18 protein-coding genes are annotated in these 21,163 nt (G+C 71.8%); 15 read left to right on the top strand and 3 right to left on the bottom strand.

Going from position 1 to position 21,163, the window contains the following annotated elements; genetic code table 11:
• Positions 1-607 precede the first annotated feature (607 nt).
• From ACIBK3_RS30985 to gatB, 6 genes are all read left to right on the top strand, one after another.
• The gene (locus ACIBK3_RS30985) at positions 608-976 is read left to right on the top strand and encodes a DUF4267 domain-containing protein (protein ID WP_399370713.1); all 369 of its coding nucleotides are present in this window, start codon (positions 608-610) and stop codon (positions 974-976) included.
• A 32-nt stretch (positions 977-1,008) separates the two neighbouring features.
• Positions 1,009-1,554, top strand: a complete 546-nt coding sequence (locus tag ACIBK3_RS30980) for a cupin domain-containing protein (protein ID WP_399370712.1) — start codon at positions 1,009-1,011, stop codon at positions 1,552-1,554.
• A gap of 68 nt (positions 1,555-1,622) precedes the next feature.
• Entirely contained in the window at positions 1,623-1,919 is a 297-nt protein-coding gene (gene gatC / locus ACIBK3_RS30975) for an Asp-tRNA(Asn)/Glu-tRNA(Gln) amidotransferase subunit GatC (protein ID WP_018531282.1), read from the top strand.
• A 5-nt stretch (positions 1,920-1,924) separates the two neighbouring features.
• Positions 1,925-3,427 (top strand): Asp-tRNA(Asn)/Glu-tRNA(Gln) amidotransferase subunit GatA, encoded by a 1,503-nt coding sequence (gene gatA, locus ACIBK3_RS30970; RefSeq protein WP_399370711.1) that lies wholly within the window; start codon positions 1,925-1,927, stop codon positions 3,425-3,427.
• On the top strand, positions 3,424-3,663 hold the full coding sequence (locus tag ACIBK3_RS30965; protein ID WP_030667463.1) for a hypothetical protein: 240 nt from the start codon (positions 3,424-3,426) through the stop codon (positions 3,661-3,663). The genes gatA and ACIBK3_RS30965 overlap by 4 nt, the downstream gene beginning before the upstream one ends.
• A 15-nt stretch (positions 3,664-3,678) precedes the next feature.
• Positions 3,679-5,193: an Asp-tRNA(Asn)/Glu-tRNA(Gln) amidotransferase subunit GatB gene (gene gatB, locus ACIBK3_RS30960; protein ID WP_399370710.1), complete on the top strand. Its 1,515-nt coding sequence runs from the start codon at positions 3,679-3,681 to the stop codon at positions 5,191-5,193.
• A gap of 57 nt (positions 5,194-5,250) precedes the next feature.
• On the opposite strand, the gene ACIBK3_RS30955 is transcribed toward gatB, so the two are convergent.
• Complete coding sequence (locus ACIBK3_RS30955) at positions 5,251-6,054, bottom strand: SAM-dependent methyltransferase (RefSeq protein WP_399370708.1); 804 nt, start codon at positions 6,052-6,054, stop codon at positions 5,251-5,253.
• 96 nt (positions 6,055-6,150) lie between these two features.
• On the opposite strand from ACIBK3_RS30955, the gene ACIBK3_RS30950 reads away from it, so the two are divergent.
• The 7 genes from ACIBK3_RS30950 to ACIBK3_RS30920 all read left to right on the top strand — a co-directional run bounded on the left by ACIBK3_RS30950 (position 6,151) and on the right by ACIBK3_RS30920 (position 14,233).
• Entirely contained in the window at positions 6,151-6,471 is a 321-nt protein-coding gene (locus tag ACIBK3_RS30950) for a hypothetical protein (protein ID WP_399370707.1), read from the top strand.
• 244 nt (positions 6,472-6,715) lie between these two features.
• Entirely contained in the window at positions 6,716-8,977 is a 2,262-nt protein-coding gene (locus ACIBK3_RS30945; protein WP_399370706.1) for an MMPL family transporter, read from the top strand.
• A complete protein-coding gene (locus ACIBK3_RS30940; protein WP_399370705.1) occupies positions 8,955-9,530 on the top strand; it encodes a GNAT family N-acetyltransferase in 576 nt (191 codons plus the stop codon). The genes ACIBK3_RS30945 and ACIBK3_RS30940 overlap by 23 nt, the downstream gene beginning before the upstream one ends.
• Before the next feature lie 35 nt (positions 9,531-9,565).
• Positions 9,566-10,159 carry a hypothetical protein gene (locus ACIBK3_RS30935; protein ID WP_399370704.1) on the top strand — a complete coding sequence of 198 codons (594 nt, stop codon included), beginning with the start codon at positions 9,566-9,568 and terminating at the stop codon, positions 10,157-10,159.
• Positions 10,160-10,387: 228 nt separating this feature from the next.
• On the top strand, positions 10,388-10,573 hold the full coding sequence (locus ACIBK3_RS30930) for a hypothetical protein (RefSeq protein ID WP_399370703.1): 186 nt from the start codon (positions 10,388-10,390) through the stop codon (positions 10,571-10,573).
• Between the two features lie 293 nt (positions 10,574-10,866).
• Positions 10,867-13,983: an AAA family ATPase gene (locus ACIBK3_RS30925; protein ID WP_399370775.1), complete on the top strand. Its 3,117-nt coding sequence runs from the start codon at positions 10,867-10,869 to the stop codon at positions 13,981-13,983.
• A 34-nt stretch (positions 13,984-14,017) separates the two neighbouring features.
• Positions 14,018-14,233 (top strand): DUF6191 domain-containing protein, encoded by a 216-nt coding sequence (locus ACIBK3_RS30920; protein ID WP_399370702.1) that lies wholly within the window; start codon positions 14,018-14,020, stop codon positions 14,231-14,233.
• Between the two features lie 67 nt (positions 14,234-14,300).
• Here ACIBK3_RS30920 and ACIBK3_RS30915 read toward each other — a convergent pair whose 3' ends face one another.
• Both ACIBK3_RS30915 and ACIBK3_RS30910 read right to left on the bottom strand, forming a co-directional pair.
• A complete protein-coding gene (locus ACIBK3_RS30915; protein ID WP_399370701.1) occupies positions 14,301-15,518 on the bottom strand; it encodes a PQQ-dependent sugar dehydrogenase in 1,218 nt (405 codons plus the stop codon).
• A gap of 112 nt (positions 15,519-15,630) precedes the next feature.
• A complete protein-coding gene (locus ACIBK3_RS30910) occupies positions 15,631-16,629 on the bottom strand; it encodes an aldo/keto reductase (protein ID WP_399370700.1) in 999 nt (332 codons plus the stop codon).
• A gap of 76 nt (positions 16,630-16,705) precedes the next feature.
• Between ACIBK3_RS30910 and ACIBK3_RS30905 the strand changes: the two genes are divergently transcribed.
• A complete protein-coding gene (locus ACIBK3_RS30905; RefSeq protein ID WP_399370699.1) occupies positions 16,706-17,659 on the top strand; it encodes a 2-hydroxyacid dehydrogenase in 954 nt (317 codons plus the stop codon).
• Between the two features lie 464 nt (positions 17,660-18,123).
• Complete coding sequence (locus ACIBK3_RS30900) at positions 18,124-21,126, top strand: putative bifunctional diguanylate cyclase/phosphodiesterase (protein WP_399370698.1); 3,003 nt, start codon at positions 18,124-18,126, stop codon at positions 21,124-21,126.
• Positions 21,127-21,163 lie beyond the last annotated feature (37 nt).

The following is a 21,163-nucleotide window of genomic DNA, read 5'->3' as shown; positions in this document are numbered from 1 at the left end:
CTCCCGCCGGCCCCACCCGTTGGGTCTCCGGTCCCACCCACCCGTTGGGTCTCCGGTCCCACCCACCCGTTGGGTCTCCGGTCCCACCCACCCGTTGGGTCTCCGGCCCCGCCCACCCGTTGGGTCTCCGGCCCCGCCCACCCGTTCGGTATTCGGCCCTCCCCGGCGCCCTGAACCCGTCGTAGAGGCCCTGCCCCCTAGGCCGGCATCGCACGCGCGCCGGCCGCACGGGGACCGGTCCCCGCTGCCCCTTCCGTCGCTGCCCTGTGCGCCGCCGCCAACTCCGTGGCCCGTTCCGCGCAGCCGTCCACCGCCACCGCCGCCATGATCGCGTCCTTGCCCTAGAAGTGGCTGTAGAGGAACCCGGCCGGCTGTACTCCATCCCGGCGGCAGCGAGTCGGCCGGCCGCCCTATGGTGACCGCGTCCCAGCCCACCGGCCTCCGAACGGCTCCCGCGCGGCCGTGACGATCAGCCGCTCGCGTTCCGCTTGTTCCCACCCCCGCGCCTCTGGATCGGTATGCAGAAATGCTAGCGCCGCTAGCTAACATGTCGTTGCTCTGCTAGCTTGGTTCCCGTCCCTAGCGCTGCTAGAAAAAGGAGCCCGGCATGACTGCCACCGCGTACACCCTCGCCGTTCTGCTCAACCTGTTCATCCTGTTCATCGGGGCGCGCTTCCTGCTCCAGCCCCGCCCCGCCGCCGCCGGCTACGGCGTGCCGGCCAAGCCGGACGGTGACGCCGCCTACCTCGCGATCAAGGGGCTGCGTGACGCCACCTTCGGTGTCCTCGGCCTGGCCCTCCTGCTGTTCGTCGGCGCGCGGGCCGAGGCCTGGTACATGCTCGTCGTGGCGCTGACCCCGCTCGGCGACACCCTGATAGTGCTGCGGCACGGCGGCACCAGGGCCGTGGCGTTCGGGATCCACTTCGCCACGGCGGTCGTTGTACTGATCAGTGCCGCGCTGCTCTTCCTCGTCTGATCAGGTCCGTACCGCAACAAGGGGGTTCAGGAATGTCGCTGTTCGTACCGAAGTTCGACCGGTCCGTGATCGTCCGCGATGCCGAGGCCGAGGTGGTCGGGCGCGCTCCCACGACGGTGAAGCTGCTTGCCGACAGCAGTGCGACGGCAGGGGCGCTGTCCACCCAGCGCGTCACCCTCGCCGACGGAGCCGACGGTGCGCGCCCGCACCGGCACAACAACTCCGCAGAGATGTTCTTCGTGCTCGACGGCGCCGCCGAGCTCCTGTCCGGAGAGGACGTCGTCACCGCCGGGCGGGGCGACCTCGTCATCGTCCCGCCCGGCCGCCCGCACGCCTTCGCGGCCGTCCCGGGCAGCGACGCCGACCTGCTCATCGTCATCACCCCGGGCGTCGAACGCTTCGAGTACTTCCGCCACCTCCAGCGCGTCGCGCTCGGCGAGGTCACCCCGGAAAGCCTCCTCGAGGTGCAGGAGCTGTACGACAACCACTTCCTGAGGAGCGAGGCGTGGGAGCGGCGCAAGGAGCACGGCGGGGGAGCGGCGGAACCGAAGAGTGAGGACCCCCGCGAATCCGTTTAACGGCCACGGCCCCCCGCCCCATAGGATTGGCCCTCACACCACACGCACTCACCCCAGAGGATCGCTGCATGCCTGGCATCACGCGCGAGGAGGTCGCCCACCTCGCACGGCTGGCGCGTCTGGAGCTGAAGCCCGAAGAGCTCGACCACTTCGCGGGACAGCTGGACGACATCATCGGCGCGGTCGCACGCGTCAGTGAGGTCGCCGACCAAGACGTACCGCCGACCTCGCACCCGCTCCCGCTGACGAACGTCATGCGGGCGGACGAGGTCCGTCCGTCGCTCACCCCCGAGCAGGCGCTCTCCGGCGCCCCGGCCCAGGAGCAGCAGCGTTTCAAGGTGCCGCAGATCCTGGGGGAGGACTAACCGCCATGACGGACAACGTCGCCATCATCAAGCTCACCGCGGCCGAGACCGCCGCGAAGATCGCCTCCGGCGAGCTCACGGCCGTCGAGGTCACCGAGGCCCACCTGGCCCGTATCGAGGCCGTCGACGAGAAGGTGCACGCCTTCCTCCACGTCGACCGCGAGGGCGCTCTCGCCCAGGCCCGTGCCGTCGACGAGAAGCGGTCCAAGGGCGAGAAGCTCGGACCTCTCGCCGGCGTCCCGCTCGCGCTCAAGGACATCTTCACCACCGAGGGCGTCCCGACGACCGTCGGCTCGAAGATCCTCGAGGGCTGGATCCCGCCGTACGACGCGACCGTCACCAGGAAGCTGAAGGCCGCCGACGTCGTCATCCTCGGCAAGACCAACATGGACGAGTTCGCCATGGGGTCCAGCACCGAGAACAGCGCGTACGGGCCGACCGGCAACCCCTGGGACCTCACCAAGATCCCCGGCGGCTCCGGCGGCGGTTCCTCCGCCGCGCTCGCCTCCTTCCAGGCGCCCCTCGCCATCGGCACCGACACCGGCGGCTCCATCCGCCAGCCGGCCGCCGTCACCGGCACGGTCGGCGTGAAGCCGACGTACGGGGCCGTCTCCCGGTACGGCATGGTCGCCTTCTCGTCCTCCCTCGACCAGGGCGGGCCCTGCGCCCGTACGGTCCTGGACGCGGCGCTCCTGCACGAGGTCATCGCCGGGCACGACCCGCTGGACTCCACGTCCATCGACGCGCCCGTCCCGCCGGTCGTCGAGGCCGCACGCAACGGCAGCGTCGCGGGCATGCGGGTCGGCGTGGTCAAGCAGTTCCGCGGCGAGGGCTACCAGGCCGGCGTCATCCAGCGCTTCGACGAGTCCGTCGCCCTCCTCAGGGAGCTGGGTGCCGAGATCGTCGAGCTGGACTGCCCGTCCTTCGACCTCGCCCTGTCGGCGTACTACCTGATCGCCCCGTCCGAGTGCTCCTCCAACCTCGCCCGCTTCGACGGCCTGCGCTACGGCCTGCGGACCGGCGACGACGGCACCCACTCGGCCGAGGAGGTCACCTCCCTGACCCGTGAGGCGGGCTTCGGCCCCGAGGTCAAGCGCCGCATCATGCTCGGTACGTACGCCCTGTCGAGCGGCTACTACGACGCGTACTACGGCAGCGCCCAGAAGGTCCGTACGCTCATCACCCGCGACTTCGAGAAGGCGTTCGAGCAGGTGGACGTCATCGTCTCGCCGACGACGCCGACCACCGCCTTCCCGATCGGCGAGCGCGCCGACGACCCGATGGCGATGTACCTCGCGGACCTGTGCACCATCCCGACCAACCTGGCGGGCAACGCGGCCATGTCGCTGCCCTGCGGTCTCGCCCCGGAGGACAACCTCCCGGTCGGCCTGCAGATCATCGCCCCGGCGCTGAAGGACGACCGGCTGTACAAGGTCGGAGCCGCCGTGGAGGCCGCCTTCGTGGAAAAGTGGGGACACCCGCTGATCGAGGAGGCTCCGTCGCTGTGAGCGCACTGACCAAGGCCAAGGGCTTCAAGAAGTCCAAGTCCGGCACGTACCTGTCCATCGCCGGGACCGCGTTCGGCGCTTTCGGCGTCGCCAAGCGGCTCAAGAAGGCCCGCGCCGAGAAGGACACGCTCGTCCTGATCGACGCCACCGTGTCCGCCGTCGCCATCGTCACCGGCCTCGCCATCCTCTACCGCGAGCTGAAGCGGCTGGGCGACGACGACGTCCTGCTGGGCTGAGAGGGAAGTTTCACCGTGACCACCACGACCGACCTGGTGTCGTACGAGGACGCGCTGGCGTCGTACGACCCCGTCATGGGCCTCGAGGTCCATGTGGAACTCGGCACCAAGACCAAGATGTTCTGCGGGTGTTCGACCGAGCTGGGCGCCGAGCCCAACTCGCAGACCTGCCCGACCTGCCTCGGCATGCCCGGCTCGCTCCCGGTCGTCAACGCGACCGGCGTGGAGTCGGCGATCAAGATCGGTCTCGCGCTGAACTGCGAGATCGCCGAGTGGTGCCGCTTCGCCCGGAAGAACTACTTCTATCCGGACATGCCGAAGAACTTCCAGACCTCCCAGTACGACGAGCCGATCGCCTTCAACGGCTACCTCGACGTCCAGCTGGAGGACGGGGAGACCTTCCGGGTGCAGATCGAGCGCGCCCACATGGAGGAGGACACCGGCAAGTCGACGCACGTCGGTGGCGCCACCGGTCGTATCCACGGGGCCTCGCACTCGCTCCTCGACTACAACCGCGCCGGCATCCCGCTCATCGAGATCGTCACCAAGCCGATCGAGGGCGCGGGCGAGCGGGCCCCCGAGGTGGCGAAGGCGTACGTCCGTGAGCTGCGCGAGGTCATCAAGGCGCTCGGCGTCTCCGAGGCCCGGATGGAGATGGGCCAGATGCGCTGCGACGTGAACCTGTCGCTGCGCCCGCACGGACGTGAGAAGTTCGGCACGCGCTCGGAGACCAAGAACGTCAACTCGCTGCGGTCCGTGGAACGCGCGGCCCGTTTCGAGATCCAGCGCCACGCGGCCGTACTGAGCAGCGGTGGGACGATCATCCAGGAGACCCGGCACTTCCACGAGGACACCGGGTCGACGACCTCGGGCCGCGTGAAGGAGGAGGCCGAGGACTACCGGTACTTCCCGGAGCCGGACCTGGTGCCGGTGGCTCCGACGCGCGAGTGGGTCGAGGAGATCCGTTCCGCGCTGCCCGAGCTGCCGCTGGTCCGCCGCAACCGGCTGCGCGAGGAGTGGGGGATCTCCGCCACCGACATGCAGGCGATCCTCAACGCCGGTGCGCTGGAGCCGATCGTCGCCACGATCGCCGCCGGTGCCGACGCGGCCTCCGCCCGCAAGTGGTGGATGGGCGAACTGGCCCGCAGCGCCAACGAGTCGGGCAGGACGCTGGACGAGCTGGCGATCACTCCGGAGCAGGTGGCCCGGGTGAGCAAGCTGGTCGCCTCCGGCGATCTGAACGACAAGCTGGCCCGCCAGGTCATCGAGGGCGTCCTCGCGGGCGAGGGCACTCCGGACGAGGTCGTCGACAAGCGCGGACTGAAGGTCGTCTCCGACGAGGGCGCGCTCACCGCCGCCGTCGACGAGGCCATCGCCGGCAACCCGGGCGTCGCGGACAAGATCCGCGGCGGCAAGGTGGCCGCGGCAGGCGCCCTGGTCGGCGCGGTCATGAAGGCCACCCGCGGCCAGGCGGACGCGGCCCGCGTCAAGGAGCTGATCCTGCAGAAGCTGGGCGTCGGCGAGGGCTGAGCACGCGACCCGGGGGGCTGTGTCGGCGTACCGACGCGGCCCCCGAGTCATGTCATCTCACAGACGGCGGCCGACGGCCCGTACGAAGCCCAGCGCGCGGCCCTCGTCGGCGCGGACCATCTCGCCGACCTGACGGGCCATGTGCCGGTGGAACTCCTCCGGACTCTCCTCGGCGACCACCTCGCACCACAGCAGCCAGTCCTTCCAGCCGTCCGGCAGCCAGTCGGCCGCCTCGACCTCGACGGCCCCACTGCGGGTCCAGTGGCGCCGCCACCAGTCGGCGGTGTGGAAGCACCAGAAGTCGGGCTCCCACCACGGCGTGAGATGCTGCGGCGGCTCGGTGCCCACCGGCTCCTCCCGCAGTGCGGGGACGACCACCCCGATCCGACCCCCGGGCTTCAGCAGCCGGGTCAGGGTGGGCAGATAGAGATCGTTCGTGCCGAAGTACTGGTACGCGTCGATCGACACGATCGCGTCGAAGCTTCCCTCGCCGAACGGCAGGTCGTGCGCCTCGGCGAAGACGGGCAGCACCTTGTCGGCGACGCCCGCCTCGGCGACGCGTACGGCGTTGTCGTCGGGCTTCACCCACAGGTCGGCGGCGACGACCTGGACGTCGTACTCCTTGGCGAGGAAGACGGAGGTCATCGCGCGGCCGCAGCCGAGGTCGAGGACGCGGGCGCCGGGGCGCAGCGAGTCGAGACCGAGGGCGGGGGCCAGCCACTCCAGCAGCCACAGGGCGTGCGGGCCCATCTGGTTGTCGATGGTCCAGCGGGCGTCGTAGCGGCTGCTGCGCGGATGGCGCGGATGGGTCAGACGCTCGGCGAGGTTTTCAGCCGGGGTCTTCGATGTGTCGTCGGACATCGGTGAACGGGCTCCTTGTGTCCTTCGTAGGGGAAAGAGATGCGTAGGAGCTCGGTCGGACCTTCATTCAATGCACCTGCTTCGGTCGGCGGCGATGTGCCTCGGACGACGGACGCCGGGACGCTAGCAGCGCCCACCCCCGCACCGCACCCGGATTCCCCGTCGACGGGGCGGGAGGCGCGGCGGGCCCGGTGGACGGCTGCCGGGACCGGGGTCCTGCTGGCCCTGGCCGGCGTGGCCGCGGCGACGCTCCGGCTCACCCGCTCCGCGCCGGCCCTCGTCCCGGCCGCCTACGCCGTCGGCGCCGCCGTGTGCGCGCTGGCCTCGGTCCTCGGCTCCCGGGGGCGTACCCGGCGGTCCCTGTGGCTGCTGGTCGCGGGGGCGATGGTGATGGCGTGGGGCGACCAGTTCGACTGAGCGGGGCTGTCAGATCCCCAGAGGTTACAGAGCCGCCGTTACTGTCCTGTGATCTGGCTCCCAATCCTGTGGTCCGGCCCACGAAAGCCATAAATGATCACTTCTTGCTGCGAGAGTGGTCCACACATTGCTCATGCGTTCTTTGCGGGCCGTTCACCTCATGAGTTGTCATGAACTGTTATGAGGTGTCATGAACGACTGTTCCCGGTCAAAGATCCCCACATAGTCACCTGGGAGCTCGTTCGTGGCAGCCCTCGCGCGCTGGTGTGTCCGGCACCGTCCGGTCGTCGTCCTGCTGTGGCTCCTCACCCTCGTCGGGGTCGGCACCGCCGCCGTCGTCACCGGAACCGCGTACTCGAACGACTACGAGGTCCCCGGCACCGAGTCGGGCCGCGCCACCCAGCTGCTGCGCGACGGCTTCCCAGGCCTCGGCGGCGACAGCGACACCGTCGTCTGGCACACCACGTCGGGCACCGTCCGGTCCGCCGACGTCGAACAGACCATGACCCGCACCCTCGACCGGATCGGGGACCTGCCCGGGGTCGCCGCCGTCGCCGGGCCCTACGACGGACAGGGCGCCGCCCGGATCAGCGCCGACGGGCACACGGCGTACGCCACGGTCACCTTCGACAAGCCGGCCGAGGACCTCGACCCGGCCCGGACACGCGCTGTGGTGAAGGCGGCCAAGGACGCCGCGGCCGACGGCCTGAGCGTGGAGCTCGGCGGCAGTGCCATAGGCCTCACCGAATCGTCCGGCGGGCACCTGGTCGAGGCGGTCGGCGTGGTCGTCGCCGCGATCGTGCTGTTCCTCGCCTTCGGCTCGCTCGCCGCCTCGCTGCTGCCCATCGCCACCGCGCTGGTGAGCGTCGGCGCCGCGTACGCCGGGATCGTGCTGCTCGGACACGTCATGACCGTCGCCGACTTCGCGCCCATGCTCGGCATGCTGATCGGGCTCGGCGTCGGCATCGACTACGCCCTCTTCATCGTCACCAGACACCGGCGCGGGTTGAAGCGGGGCCTGACCGTCACCGAGGCGGTCACCAACGCCGTCGCCACCACCGGGCGGGCGGTCGTCTTCGCGGGTGCCACCGTTTGCATCGCCCTGCTGGGAATGCTGATCCTGCGGCTCGGCTTCCTCAACGGCGTAGCGATCGCCGCCTCGCTGACCGTCGTCCTCACCGTCGCGGCCTCCGTCACCCTGCTGCCCGCCCTGCTGTCCCTGATCGGAGCCCGTGCCCTGAGCCGGCGCGAGCGGCAGCACCTTGTGGCGCACGGGCCGCAACCCGAAGTGCCGACCGGGTACGCCGCCCGCTGGTCCGCGTTCGTGGAACGCCACCCCAAGCTGCTCGGCGGCCTCGCCCTGATCGTCATCACCGTCCTGGCCCTGCCCACGCTCTCCCTCCACCTGGGCACCTCCGACCAGGGCAACAACCCGCGGGCGTCCACCACCCGGCAGGCCTACGACCTCCTCGCGGACGGTTTCGGCCCCGGGGTGAACGGCCCGCTCACCCTGGTCACCCACGTCGACGGGGCCGAGGACAGGCTCCTCCTCGACAACCTCGACGCGACCATCCGCACCACCGACGGCGTCGCGTCGGTGACCCCGGTGACGTACGACACCGGCGGCGACACGGCGTACTTCACGATCGTCCCCGAGTCGTCGCCGCAGTCCCAGAAGACCAGCGACCTCGTCGACCGACTGCGCACCGAGGTGCTGCCGCGCGCCGAGACCGGCACCTCCCTCGACATCCAGGTCGGCGGGGTGACGGCCGGCTACGACGACTTCGCCGACATCATCGTCGGCAAGCTGCCCGTGTTCGTCGGCGTGGTCATCGGCCTGGGCTGTCTGCTGCTCCTGCTCGCCTTCCGGTCCGTCGGCATCCCGCTGAAGGCCGCCGCGATGAACGTGGCCGCCGTCGCCGCCGCTTTCGGAGTCGTCGTCGCGATCTTCCAGTGGGGCTGGGGGAGCGAACTGCTGGGCCTCGGCCGCGCGGGCCCGATCGAGCCCTTCCTCCCCGTGATCATGGTGTCCGTGCTCTTCGGGCTCTCCATGGACTACCAGGTGTTCCTGGTCAGCCGGATGTACGAGGAGTGGCTGGAGACCGGCGACAACCGGCGGGCCGTCCGGGTCGGCCTCGCCGAGACCAGCCGGGTGATCAACTCCGCCGCGGTCATCATGATCTCCGTCTTCCTCGCCTTCGTCCTCAGCGGCGACCGCGTGATCGCCATGTTCGGCACAGGGCTGGCCGCCGCCGTCGCCCTCGACGCCTTCGTGCTCCGGACGCTGCTCGTGCCGGCCCTGATGCATCTGCTCGGCGGCGCCAACTGGTGGCTGCCGCACTGGCTGGACCGCCGTATGCCCCGCATCAGCATCGAGCCGCCCGAGGCCCGCGCCGCCCATGAGAGGCTGGCCGCCGCGACGGACGCCGAGGCGGCGGACGTACTGACGGCGGACGTACCGGCGAAGGGGCGGGAAGAACAGGATGTACGCGATATCCCTGGGTGACGACGGCGCCGAACTGCGGCCACTGGAGCCGTGGCACGCCGAGGAGTTCCTCGCGCATCTGGACCGGGGCCGGGAGTTCATCGGGCAGTTCATCGCCTTCGGGTCGAAGGAGACCGACGTGGCCTCCGCCCGTGCCATGCTCCAGAGGTACGCCGACCAGCGCGCCGCGGACACGGCCTCCCTGCACGGACTGTGGCTCGACGGCAAGCTCGTCGGCGGCGTGCTCTTCCTGAACTTCGACGCGGAGAAGGGCAACTGCGAGGTCGGCTGCTGGCTGGAACCCGCCGGCACCGGACGCGGTCTGGTCACCCGGGCGATGCGCGTCCTGCTCGACTTCGCCGTCGAGCAGCGCGGCATCCACCGGGTCGAGTGGATCGCGGCCGCGGAAAACCAGGCCAGCCTGAACGTGGCCCGGCGCCTGGGGATGACCCGGGAAGGGGTGCGGCGCGAGAGCCACCCGCATCACGGCGTACGACTCGACCTCGAGGTGTGGTCGATCCTCGCCCCCGAATGGCGCGCGGTACGGGCGCGTGCCGCTCACAGCGATCATTAAGAAACTTCTCAGACAGGATCCGTACGGTGCGCACCATGGGAACCAAGACAGCTGACGAGACCGGCGCCACGACGGGCGCCGAGACCACGACCGACGAGGAGAAGGTGAACGTCACCAAGACCGACGAGGTGCCTGAGGCCGAAGAGACCTCGGGGGAGGGCACCGCCGCCGACGAGCTCGACGCCGAGGACGGGGACGAGCTGCCCGAGGCGGCCAAGGAGGAGGCCCCCTCCGGGATCGGCCAGGGCGCGGGCGCCGTGGTCTCCGCCGCGCTCGGATTCGTCTCGCTCTCCGGCAGCTGGGTCGGCACCGTGGCCTCCGCGCGTCAGTCGCTCATCGGCCAGCTGCACGCGCAGACCTCGTCCTCCGGCAACGTCTCCAAGCTCCTGAAGGAGGGCTACGGCGACGCCTGGCAGGCCACCGCCTTGTGGAGCGGGATCTTCGCGCTGGTCGCGCTCGTCGTCGGCGTCGTCGTCCTGGCCCGGCCCGCGTTCGGCGCGCCCGGCAGGCCGCAGGCCGCGTGGATCAAGTCGGTCGCCTGGGGCGGTGTCGCGCTCGGCGTGATCGGCCTGTTCCTGGCCGTCCTCAAGTACACCGACGTCCTGCTGGGACTGCCGTCCGCCGGCTGACCCGCCGAGCAGCGTCACCGCAGGTCCTGAGGGGCCTTAGGCATCCGTGAGTACCTCGCGAGTCCTTCGTGAGTACCTTACGGATCGTCTGAGGCCCCTCAGGCACGTCTAAGGCCCCCTCCCGCGCGGAAGATGCGGAACTCTCCCGATGTGGCGCACCCCCCTGGGAGACGAAGGTTGAGGCATCGCAACGAGCGAAGCCGAAACCGACCTCACGAGGGACCCGCCATGTACGAGTACGAGCTCCAGCAACTCCGTTCCGCCGACCTCATCCGCCGGGCCGACCAGGAGCGCATCGCCCGCCAGGCAGCCCGCGGCACCCGCGCCGCCCGCCGCGAAGCCGCACGACGCACGGTGGGGGCCGACCCCCATACCGACCGCCCACGCCGGCACCGGTTCGCCCGCACGGCGTGAGCGGCGGGGTCCGGGCGGACGACCCCACGGGTCCGTTCGCCCCCACGGGTCCGCTCGCCCGCACGGCGAGGGACGCCCGCACGGCGAGTGCCGTCGGGGCGGCCCTCTCGGGGAACGGCGTCGCGGCGCGGGACGCCGAGGTCGTAGGCACTGCGCACCGGGGCACGGCGGCCGTGGCGCCTGCCGCTGCTGCTGCCCACCGCCCGAAACCCGCGGCGGCCGTTCCCGCCAGGACGGTCGTCGCAGGCGGTCCCGCCGGAAAAACCGGTGCCGTGGTGTCGGACCCGCGTGCGATGCTCGGGCGCGTGGAGACCAGGTCCGTCAGTCCCGTGTTCGTCGGCCGCGGCGACGAGTTGGAGATGTTGAACGACGCGCTCGCCCGTGCCGCCGCGGGTGAGCCGCAGGCGTTGCTGCTCGGCGGCGAGGCCGGGGTCGGCAAGACCCGCCTGGTCGAGGAGTTCGCCACCGCCGCCTGCCGCGGCGGAGCCGTCGTCGCACTGGGCGGCTGCGTCGAGATCGGCGCCGACGGACTGCCGTTCGCCCCCTTCTCCACCGCCCTGCGCGCCCTGCGCCGCGAACTTCCCGGGGAACTCGCCGCCGCGGCCGCCGGTCAGGAGGAGGAACTGGCCCGGCTGCTGCCCGAACTCGGCGAGGCGTCCCTCGGCCGGCACGAAGAGGAAGGCATGGCCCGCCTCTTCGAACTCACCGCCCGGCTGCTGGAACGCGTCGCCGCGGACCGTACGGTCGTCCTCGTCCTGGAGGACCTGCACTGGGCCGACGCCTCCACCCGTCACCTCCTCTCCTACCTGTTCCGAACCCTGCGCACCGGCCGTCTGGTCGTCCTCGCCACCTACCGCGCCGACGACATCCACCGCCGCCACCCGCTGCGCCCCCTGCTCGCCGAACTCGACCGGCTGCGCACCATCCGCCGCATCGAACTCGGCCGCTTCAGCCGCGCCGAGGTCGGCCGGCAGATCGCCGGCATCCTCGCCGCCGAACCCGACCCGGCCCAGGTCGACGACATCTTCGAACGCTCCGACGGCAACGCCTTCTTCGTCGAGGAACTCGCCGTCGCCGCCCACGAGGGCTGCCGCACCGGCCTCACCGACTCCCTCCGCGACCTGCTGCTGGTCCGCGTCGAGGGGCTCCCGGAGAGCGCCCAGCGGGTCGCCCGGATCGTGGCCGAGGGCGGCTCGACCGTCGAGTACCGGCTGCTCGCCGCCGTCGCCGGGCTCGCCGAGGACGACCTCATCGAGGCCCTGCGCGCGGCAGTCGGCGCCAACATCCTGCTCGCCGCGCCCGCCGGCGACGGCTATCGCTTCCGTCACTCGCTGGTCCGCGAGGCCGTCAGCGACGACCTGCTGCCCGGCGAACGCTCCCGCCTCAACCGTCACTTCGCCGAAGCCCTGGAGGCCGACCCCACGCTGGTCCCCGCCGGCGAACGCGTGATGCGCCTGGCCAGCTACTGGTACCACGCCCACGACCCCGCCAAGGCCCTGCCCGCGGTCCTGGACGCCTCCGTCACCGCCCGCCGCCGGCACGCCCTCTCCGAGCAACTGCGGCTGCTGGAACGCGCGATGGAGCTGTGGGACACCGCCCCGGAGGACGTGCGCGCCCGACTGCGCCCCGTCGACTGCATCGAGGTCTACCCGCCCTGCGGCGGCTGTGACCCCGCCACCACCCCGCTGCGCTACCTCGACCTGATGGCCGAGGCCGCCGTCGCCGGCCGGCTGTGCGGGGAACGCGAACGCGCCCTGAAGATCATCAAACGGGCGCTGCGGCTGCTGGAGGACGAGGGTGACCCGCTGCGCGCCGCCTGGTTCTGGGTCCAGCGCTCCCGCCTGGTCCAGGCCCAGGCCCGGGGCGACGGCTGGCAGGAGCTGGCCACCGCCCAGGACCTGGTCCGCGGACTGCCGCCGTCCGAGGTGCACGCCGAGGTGCTGTCCACCGTGGCCAACTGGGCGATGCTGCACGAACCCGGCCCCGAGGCCTTCTCGGCGGCCGAGCGGGCCGTCGAGTACGCGCGCATGGTCGGCGCCCGCGAGATCGAGCTGAACGCGCGCCTGACCCTCGGCTGCCTGATGGTCGACGCCGGCGACGTCGAGGCCGGGCTGGCCGAACTGCACGAGGTCAAGGAGCGGGCCGTCGAGGAGGGCATGACCTACGTGGCCAGTCGCGCCCACGTCAATCTGCCCTCGGAACTGGAGGCCGTCGGCCGCTCCCGGGAGGCGGTGCCGATCCTGGAAGCGGGCATCGCCCACGCCCGCAAGTGCGGCCTGTTGGACTCCGAGGCGTGGGTGTGGGGCAACCTGTCCGACTCGCTGTACTCGCTCGGCCGCTGGGACGACGCCGCCGAGGCCGCCCAGAACGCGATGCGGGTCGGTCACAGCGCCAAGCCCCAGGGCTACGGCGCGCTGCGCCTGGCCAACCTCGCCCTCGTCCAGGGCGATCTGGCCGGTGCGGCCGCCCATCTGACCACCGCCCGCGCCTACTACGGCACCCACGACCCCACGCCGCAGCAGGCCCTGCCCCTCGCCCGGATCGAGATCGGGGTGGCCGCGGGGCAGGGCCGCCTGCCCGACGCCCGCGCCGAACTGGAACGGGTCCTGGAGGCAGGCTTCCCGCCCGGCACCCAGCGTTACGGCTGGGCGGTGCTGCTGGCCGCCGCCACGGCCGAGACCGACGCCCGCGACCTGCCCGCCGCCGAACCGGGCCGGGCCGCCGCCCTCGACCGCGTCCTCGGCGCCGCCAAGAAGATCACCACGGGCGCGCCCGTATGGCTCGCCGTCGAGAAGTGGGTACGCGCCGAGGTCCGCCGCACGAAGGGGGAGGACACCCCCGAGCTGTGGTCGGAGGTGGTCACCGCCTTCGAAACCCTGGAGCACCCCTACGACCTCGCCCGCGTCCGCCACCGACTGGCCGAGGCCCTGCTCGCGGGCGGCGGAGAGCCCGAGCGGGCCCGGGCCGCGGAACTGCTCCGCCTCGCCCACACCGTCGCCGGACACCTCGGCGCCCGTCCCCTCGCCGACTCCACCGCCCGCCTCGCCCAGCGCGCCCGCCTCACCCTGACCGGCACCCTCGCCCTGAACGGCGGCCGGACGGGGACCGGCGGCGGGGCGGGCCCGGGCGGAACCGGAACCGGCACCCCGACCGGAACCGGCACTGCGGACGACCCGGCCCGTGCCCTCGGCCTCACCGGCCGGGAACGCGATGTCCTGCGCCTGGTCTCCGCCGGCCGCACCAACCGCCAGATAGCCGAGGAACTGTTCATCTCCCCGAAGACGGCCAGCGTCCACGTCTCGAACATCCTGGCCAAGCTCGGTGTCTCCGGCCGGGGCGAGGCGGCCGCGGTGGCCCATCGGCTGGAACTGTTCGCCGCCGACGCTTCCCAGGTGCCGACGCCGGGTTGAGGCGTACGCTGCAAGAGACCGGCAGGGAGGCGCCGTGTTCAATATGTTCGAGGAGCTGTTCGCACCCGGCCGCAAGCACACCCGCGACGAACAGAACCGGCTGGAGCTGACCCGCGAGGACGTCGGCGACGGCGATCCCGGACGCGGCCCGATAGACCTCGCGTCCGGCAAGGTCGTCGTCGTACGGCCGCAGACGCCGGACGAGGAGGACTCCCCGGCGGACCCCGCGGGGGACTCCCCGGCGGAGTGAGTGCCCGGGAGCAGGTGCGCGGGAGCGAGCCCCCTGGCCGGCACGCCGCCCCTGGGCGACGAGGCCCCTAGCTCACCTGTATCTCCAGGATCCGGTCGTCCCCGGTCTTCGGGTTGCCCCGGCCGTCCGTGTTGCTGGTCACCAGCCACAGCTTGTCGCCGCCCGCCGCGAGCACTGTGCGCAGCCGGCCGTACTCGCCCCGGAGAGAGGCCTGCGGGTCGGCCGAGGCCGCAGTGCCCTTGAGGGGGATGCGCCACAGGCGCTGGCCCTTGAGCCCCGCCATCCAGACGGAGCCCTTGGCGTAGGCGATACCGCTGGGGGAGGCGTCGTCCGTGCGCCACTGGGCAATCGGGTTGCGGTAGGCGGAGTTGTCGGACCTGCCCTCGGCGTCCGGCCAGCCGTAGTTGCCGCCCGGCTTGATCGCGTTCAGCTCGTCCCAGGTGTCCTGGCCGAACTCCGAGGCGAACAGGCGCTGTTTGGAGTCCCAGGCCAGACCCTGCACATTGCGGTGGCCGAACGAATACACCGGGGAGTCCGGGAACGGGTTGCCCGGCGCCGGATCGCCCTCCGGGGTCAGCCGGAGGATCTTGCCGCCCAGGGACTTGGTGTCCTGGGACAGACCGGTGTCACCACTCTCGCCCGTGCCCGCGTACAGCATCCGGTCCGGGCCGAAGGCGATCCGGCCGCCGTTGTGGATCACGCCCTTGGGGATGCCCTTGAAGATCGTGTCGGGCGCGCCCAGCTGCTCGCCGGACGGCTTCTTCTCGTCGTACAGCATCCGGACGACGCGGTTGTCCGAGGCCGAGGTGAAGTACGCGTAGACCATGTGGTCCGCGGCGTAGTCCGGGGAGAGCGCGATGCCCAGCAGGCCGCCCTCGCCCGCCGGGGAGACGCCGGTCACCTCGCCCAGCTCGGTCTTCCTGCCCGACTGCGTGTCGACCCGGGTGATCGTGCCCTTGTCACGGGAGGAGACCAGCAGATCGCCGTCCGGCAGCGGGGCCACGCCCCACGGGGTGTTCAGGCCCTCGGCGACGGTGCGCGCGACCTTCGCCGAGCCCTTGGCGGGGGGAGTGGGCTCGGCGGCCTGGCCGGAGGGCGAGGAACCTCCCGCCGCCGTACGACTCGGTGAGGTGGTGCCACCGCCGTCCGACGATCCCCCTCCGCCGTCGGAGGAGCAGCCGGACGTCAGCAGGAGCGCGGCCGCGGCCAACACGGCCGACACAGCTCGACGTTGCACGATCTTGGTCCCTTCGACGGGGGTCTCGCGGCAGGTTCTCCTGTTCATACACCGCTCGCGCCTCGCAGGTTCCCGATCACCGCGACCCGATGTGCGCCCGCGCCGCCCGTCACTCGCAGGTTCCCGATCACCGCGACCCGATGCGCGCCCGCGCCGCCCGTCATTCCCAGGATCCCCGCGCCCTCGGCAGTCCCGCCACCTCCGCCAGGTCCCGCGTGGTCAGTCGCAGGGCCGCCGACCCGGCGTTCTCCGTCACCCAGCGCTCCCGTTTCGTGCCGGGTACCGGGACCACATGACGCCCCTGGGCCAGGATCCACGCCAGGGCCACCTGGGCCGGTGTGACGTCCTCGCCGTGGCGCCCGGCGATCCGGCGCAGGCCGGCCACGATCGGCTGGTTCGCGGCCATCATCTCCGCGGTGAAGCGGGGGTGGCGGGCGCGGACGTCGTCCGGTTCGAAACCCTCGCCGGGGGTGAGGGTGCCGGTCAGGAAGCCGTTGCCGAGGGGCATCGCGGCGAGGAAACCGATGCCGCGGCTCTCGCACCAGGGCAGCAGTGCCTGAGTGGCCTCCGGAGACCACACCGACAGCTCCGCCTCCACCGCGCTCACCGGGAAGACCTGCTGCACCCGGCGCAGCTGCCGGATCGTCGCGTCGTGCAGCCCGCTCCCGGACCGGCGGCCGCCCCGCGCCCCCACCGCGCACAGCCCCAGGGACCGTACCTTTCCGGCCTGGACGAGCTCCGCCATCGCACCCCAGGTCTCCTCGACCGGAACCTCCGGGTCCGCCCGGTGCAGCTGGTACAGGTCGATGACGTCGGTCTGCAGCCGCCGCAGGGAAGCGTCGCAGGCCCTTTTCACATAGCCGGGGCGTCCGTTGGCCACGATGTGCTGCTCGCCCACCAGCAGGCCGACCTTGGTCGAGACGAAGGCGTCCCGGCGCCGTTCCTTCAGCGCCCGTCCGATCAGCAGCTCGTTGGTGAACGGGCCGTACATGTCGGCCGTGTCCAGGAGCGTGGAGCCCAGGTCCAGCGCCCGGTGCACGGCCCTGAGCGACTCCTCGCCGCGCTGCCGCGAACCGCTGTACGCCCAGCTCATCGGCATGCATCCGAGTCCGACGGCTCCCACCGCGAGCGCCGCCGCGCCGATCGTCCTGCGCTCCACCTGCTCGTTACCCTCCCTGTCCAGGTCCCCCAACCTAACCTCTGCGCTGCCGCGTCCCTGACATAGCCTCCTGACCATGACTGCTGCTGATGTGTGGCTCCCCGTACCGCCGGAGGAGATCGACGGGCTCCCCGAGGGACTCAACTACCGCTTCTGGAACGGCGGGGAGGAGTTTCCCGCCGATCCCGCCGACTGTGCCTGCTACGTCGTCCCCTACATGAAGCCCGTCGACGTCGTGCTGCGGCCGCTGCCGATGCTGAGCTCCGTGCAGGTCGTGCAGACGCTGACCGCGGGCACCGACGCCGTGGAGACGGGCCTGAAGTACCTGCGCCCCGGTGTGCGGCTGTGCAATGCGCGCGGGGTGCACGAGGCGAGCACGGCCGAACTGGCGCTCACGCTGATCCTCGCCTCGCTGCGGGGCGTACCGGACTTCGTCCGCGCTCAGGACCGGGGGGAGTGGCGCGGCGGGTTCCGGCCGGCGCTGGCCGACCGGAACGTGCTCATCGTGGGGTACGGCTCGATCGGATCCGCGATCGAGGACCGGCTCGTTCCGTTCGAAGTAGCGCGGGTGGCGCGCGTCGCGCGCTCCAAGCGCACCACGGCGCGCGGACCGGTGCACCCACTCACCGACCTGCACACCCTGCTGCCGGACGCGGACGTCGTCGTCCTGGTCACACCGCTCACCGAGACCACCCGCCACGTGGTGAACGCCGATTTCCTCGCCCGCATGAAGGACGGCGCGCTGCTGGTCAACGTGGCCCGCGGCCCGATCGTCGACACCAAGGCGCTGCTCGCGGAGCTGGAGAGCGGCCGCCTGACCGCCGCCCTCGACGTCACCGACCCCGAGCCGCTGCCCCCGGGCCACCCCCTGTGGCAGGCGCCCGGCGTGCTCATCAGCCCGCATGTCGGCGGCCCCACGTCCGCGTTTCTGCCGCGCGCCAAGCGGCTCCTGGTGGACCAGTTGAACCGTTTCGTGAACCGGGAGCCGCTGCGCAACGTGATCCTTACGACAGGCACAACCGGCGTCTGACCCCCGCGGGTTGAGCCGTACGCGCGCGATCCGCGCGACGGGCGCAACAGGGGCACGATCCGCTTCCGGCACCCTCCGCAACCTCCCGGACGCGGTCCGTGCTCGTGTCGCCGCTGGTCGTCACGGAGCGTAGAGGAACTATGTCCCTGAGTGACGAGACTGGTGTATCGTCCCGACAGGGGCTGCGCCGTGCACCGTTCGGCGCCGGGGATGGATTTCAGACTGTGAGGGGGGCGACGGGCGATGCACGGCCTATGGACGAACGATCCGACGCGGCGGAGCCGCCGCCGGCGACCCTGGCACACGGCCGCGCGCAGCCGCGGTCACCACAGCGGTCATGCCGGACACCACAGCCATCACCACCACAGCCGCCATCACCGCAGGCACAGCAGCCGCAAAGGGCATGTGCAGCCGCCGCACCGGGGCCCGAGGGACCTCGGTTCGGCCCGGACCGGGAGGGCCCGGTGAGTTCGCCCCCGCCTTCCACGACCACTCTCGACGCGGTGGTGCGGGTCCAGCCCGCGCCGGGGCCGGCACCGACCCGCCCTCCGGCCGCCGACAGCGGATCCACCATGGTCCGCCAACTCGTTCTGGCCCTGGTGTGCGCGGGATACGCCGTCGGTTCCGCGGTCGGCTGGGGCTCGGACGAAGTCGCGTTGATCATGGGCGATTTCGGGCTGAGCGCAGCGGCGGGCGCCGGGGCCGTCTCCTGCTTCCTCTACGCCCGCAACCGCCGGATCCGCTTTCGACCCGCCTGGCTGCTGTTCGCCCTGTCCTCGACGATGGCGGCCTTGGGCAACCTGGTCTGGGGGTGGTACGAGGTCGTCCTCGACACCGCCGTCCCCAGCCCCAGCTACGCCGACCTGTTCTTCCTGTGCTTCGCGCCGCCCGCGATCGTGGGCCTGCTGGTGCTCGCCAAGCGCCCGGTGACCAAGGCGGGTTGGGTCTGTCTCGGCCTGGACGCCTGGCTGATCGGCGGCTCCCTGCTCACGTTGTCCTGGAGCCTCGCCCTGGCGCAGGCGGCGAAATCCGAGGGCCCGAGCGTGGCGCACGCCGCGCTGTCCCTCGCGTACCCGCTGCTGGACATCGTCCTGCTCAGCATGGTGCTCGCGCTGCACTTCAGGCGCTCGTCGGTGAACCGTACAGCGGTCAACACCGCCATCGGCGCACTCGCCCTGACCGTGATGTGCGACGGCCTGTTCACCTCACCGCTGCTCCACGACGCCTACCGCTCGGGCCAGTTGCTCGACGCGGGCTGGTTCGCCGGGTCACTGCTGCTCGCGTACGCCCCCTGGGCCGCCCCGCGTTCCACGGGCGACGCCGGTCGGCCGCATCGGCCGGGGCCCGCCCGCGTGGTGCGCGAGCACCTGCCGGGACAGCGCACCGGTCCCCACCACCCGCCCGCGCCGGGAGGTGATCACAGCCGGTACCCGGCGACCCGGCCCATCGCCGGCTCCCTGGCCGCGCTCACGCCCTATCTGGCCGCCGCCGTCTGCACCCTGGGGATCCTCTACAACGTCCTCAACGGCCGCAGCGTCGACCACGTCGTGCTCATCACCGGCGGCACGGTGGTGCTCGCCCTGGTGATGCGCCAGGGCATCATGCTGCTCGACAACATCACCCTGACCCAGGAACTGGCGCAGAAGGAGAACCACTTCCGCTCCCTGGTGCAGGGCTCCAGCGACGTCATCATGATCGCCGCGCCGAACGGCGTCCTCCGCTACGTCTCCCCGGCCGCCGCCGGGGTGTACGGCCGCTCCGCGGAGGAACTCGTCGGCACGGAACTGGCCGGACTCATCCACCCGGAGGACCTGGGCTGCGTGGTGCACGAGGTGCGCCGCTTCCTCGCCGCCAGCCCTCTCGAGGAACCCACCACCCGCATCGAGTGCCGCTTCCGTTCCGGCGCCGGCGGCTGGCTCAACGTCGAGTCCACCGTCAACCGCCACCAAGGCGGCCTCATCTTCAACAGCCGGGACGTCACCGAGAGGGTGCGCCTGCAGGCGCAGCTCCAGCACAACGCCGAGCACGACCCGCTGACCGACCTGCCCAATCGCGCCCTGTTCACCCGGCGCGTCCAGCAGGCCCTGTCCGGCCGCCGCTCCTCCGACCGGGGCGCCGCCCTGCGCGGCACGGCCGTCCTCTTCATCGACCTCGACGGCTTCAAGGCCGTCAACGACACGATCGGACACCAGGCCGGGGACGAGCTGCTCGTCCAGGCCGCCCGCAGACTCCAGGACGCCGTCCGCCAGGGCGACACCGCCTCCCGGCTCGGCGGCGACGAGTTCGCGGCCCTGATCGTCGGCGACGGATCCCAGGACCGGACCGCCCGCGAACGCCACATACTGGAGCTCGCCGACCGCCTCAGGACCACCCTCTCGCAGCCCTATCTCATCGACGGAAACGATGTCCGGGTCAACGCCTCGATCGGCGTGGCCTTCGCCGAACCGGGCCTCGGTGCGGGCGAGCTGCTGCGCAACGCCGACCTCGCCATGTACCGCGCCAAGGCGGCCGGCAAGGGCCGGGTCGAGCTGTACGCCCCACAGATGCAGCAGGACGTCGTACGGAAGGCGGAGCTGGCCACGCGGCTGCGGGCCGCACTGCACGACGGCGAGTTCACGCTGCTGCACCAGCCGGTCGTGAGTCTGCAGGACGGCCGGATCGCGTCGGTGTCCGCGCAGGCGCGCTGGCGCTCCTCACAGGGGGTGCTGTTCACGCCCGCCGAGTTCCTGCGGGTGGCCGAGGACAGCGACAAGACCGCCGAGCTGGGCCGCTGGATGCTGGAGGAAGCCGTCGAGCAGGCGGCCGAGCGGGCCACGACCGGACTGAACGTGCCGGTGGCGGTCCGGCTGGGCGCCCGCCGGCTGCTGGACCGCTCGATGCCGCTCGGCTCGATAGAGGCCCTGCTGACCCGGCACGGGCTGCCCTCGGGCTCCCTGGTGATCGAGCTGTCGGACATCGACCCCCGGGTCTCCCTGGACGAGCTGGAGCGCCGGCTGAGCGCCCTGCGCAGACTGGGCGTGCGGATCGCCCTGGACGGCTTCGGGAGTGGCTACGCGGCCATCACGGCCCTGCGGCGGCTCCCCGTCGACGTACTGAAACTCGACCGCGGTCTGGTCGAGGGTGTCGTCGAGTCCGCGCGGCTGCACAAGATCACCAGTGGGCTGCTGCGGATCGCGGGCGATCTCGGGCTGCAGTCCGTGGCGGACGGCGTGGACCTGCCGGAGCAGGTCGTGGCGCTGCGGGCCATGGGCTGCACGCACGGACAGGGCATGGCCTTCTCGGGCCCGCTGGACGAGTACCGGCTGCGCCGGGCGCTGGGCAGCGGCCGCTATCCGGTGCCGCACGGGCCGGTCGAACCCGCGTTCGCGGGAGGTGGCGGAGGGGTGTACACCGGAGGTGTGGCCGCGGTGCTCGGTGGCGGTACGGCGCTGCGCTCACATAATGAGACTCCCGTCCCACCCACTTGACAGTGAGTGCGTGCCGGGGGGAGGGTCAGTGCCATGC

Origin of the sequence: Streptomyces sp. NPDC050287 (assembly GCF_044459385.1) — a bacterium.
In the GTDB taxonomy this organism is placed as follows: Bacteria; Actinomycetota; Actinomycetes; order Streptomycetales; family Streptomycetaceae; genus Streptomyces.
The sequence above is the reverse complement of the archived record's forward strand: the minus strand, read 5'-3'. Positions and strand labels throughout refer to the sequence as shown.

What these genes read in the sequence shown, in the direction of transcription:
- ACIBK3_RS30985 (WP_399370713.1), top strand. Translation starts at nt 608, where the DNA reads ATGACTGCCACCGCGTACACCCTCGCCGTTCTGCTCAACCTGTTCATC.
- ACIBK3_RS30980 (WP_399370712.1), top strand. Translation starts at nt 1,009, where the DNA reads ATGTCGCTGTTCGTACCGAAGTTCGACCGGTCCGTGATCGTCCGCGAT.
- gatC (WP_018531282.1), top strand. Translation starts at nt 1,623, where the DNA reads ATGCCTGGCATCACGCGCGAGGAGGTCGCCCACCTCGCACGGCTGGCG.
- gatA (WP_399370711.1), top strand. Translation starts at nt 1,925, where the DNA reads ATGACGGACAACGTCGCCATCATCAAGCTCACCGCGGCCGAGACCGCC.
- ACIBK3_RS30955 (WP_399370708.1), bottom strand. Translation starts at nt 6,054, where the DNA reads ATGTCCGACGACACATCGAAGACCCCGGCTGAAAACCTCGCCGAGCGT.
- ACIBK3_RS30940 (WP_399370705.1), top strand. Translation starts at nt 8,955, where the DNA reads ATGTACGCGATATCCCTGGGTGACGACGGCGCCGAACTGCGGCCACTG.
- ACIBK3_RS30935 (WP_399370704.1), top strand. Translation starts at nt 9,566, where the DNA reads ATGGGAACCAAGACAGCTGACGAGACCGGCGCCACGACGGGCGCCGAG.
- ACIBK3_RS30930 (WP_399370703.1), top strand. Translation starts at nt 10,388, where the DNA reads ATGTACGAGTACGAGCTCCAGCAACTCCGTTCCGCCGACCTCATCCGC.
- ACIBK3_RS30925 (WP_399370775.1), top strand. Translation starts at nt 10,867, where the DNA reads ATGCTCGGGCGCGTGGAGACCAGGTCCGTCAGTCCCGTGTTCGTCGGC.
- ACIBK3_RS30915 (WP_399370701.1), bottom strand. Translation starts at nt 15,518, where the DNA reads ATGAACAGGAGAACCTGCCGCGAGACCCCCGTCGAAGGGACCAAGATC.
- ACIBK3_RS30905 (WP_399370699.1), top strand. Translation starts at nt 16,706, where the DNA reads ATGACTGCTGCTGATGTGTGGCTCCCCGTACCGCCGGAGGAGATCGAC.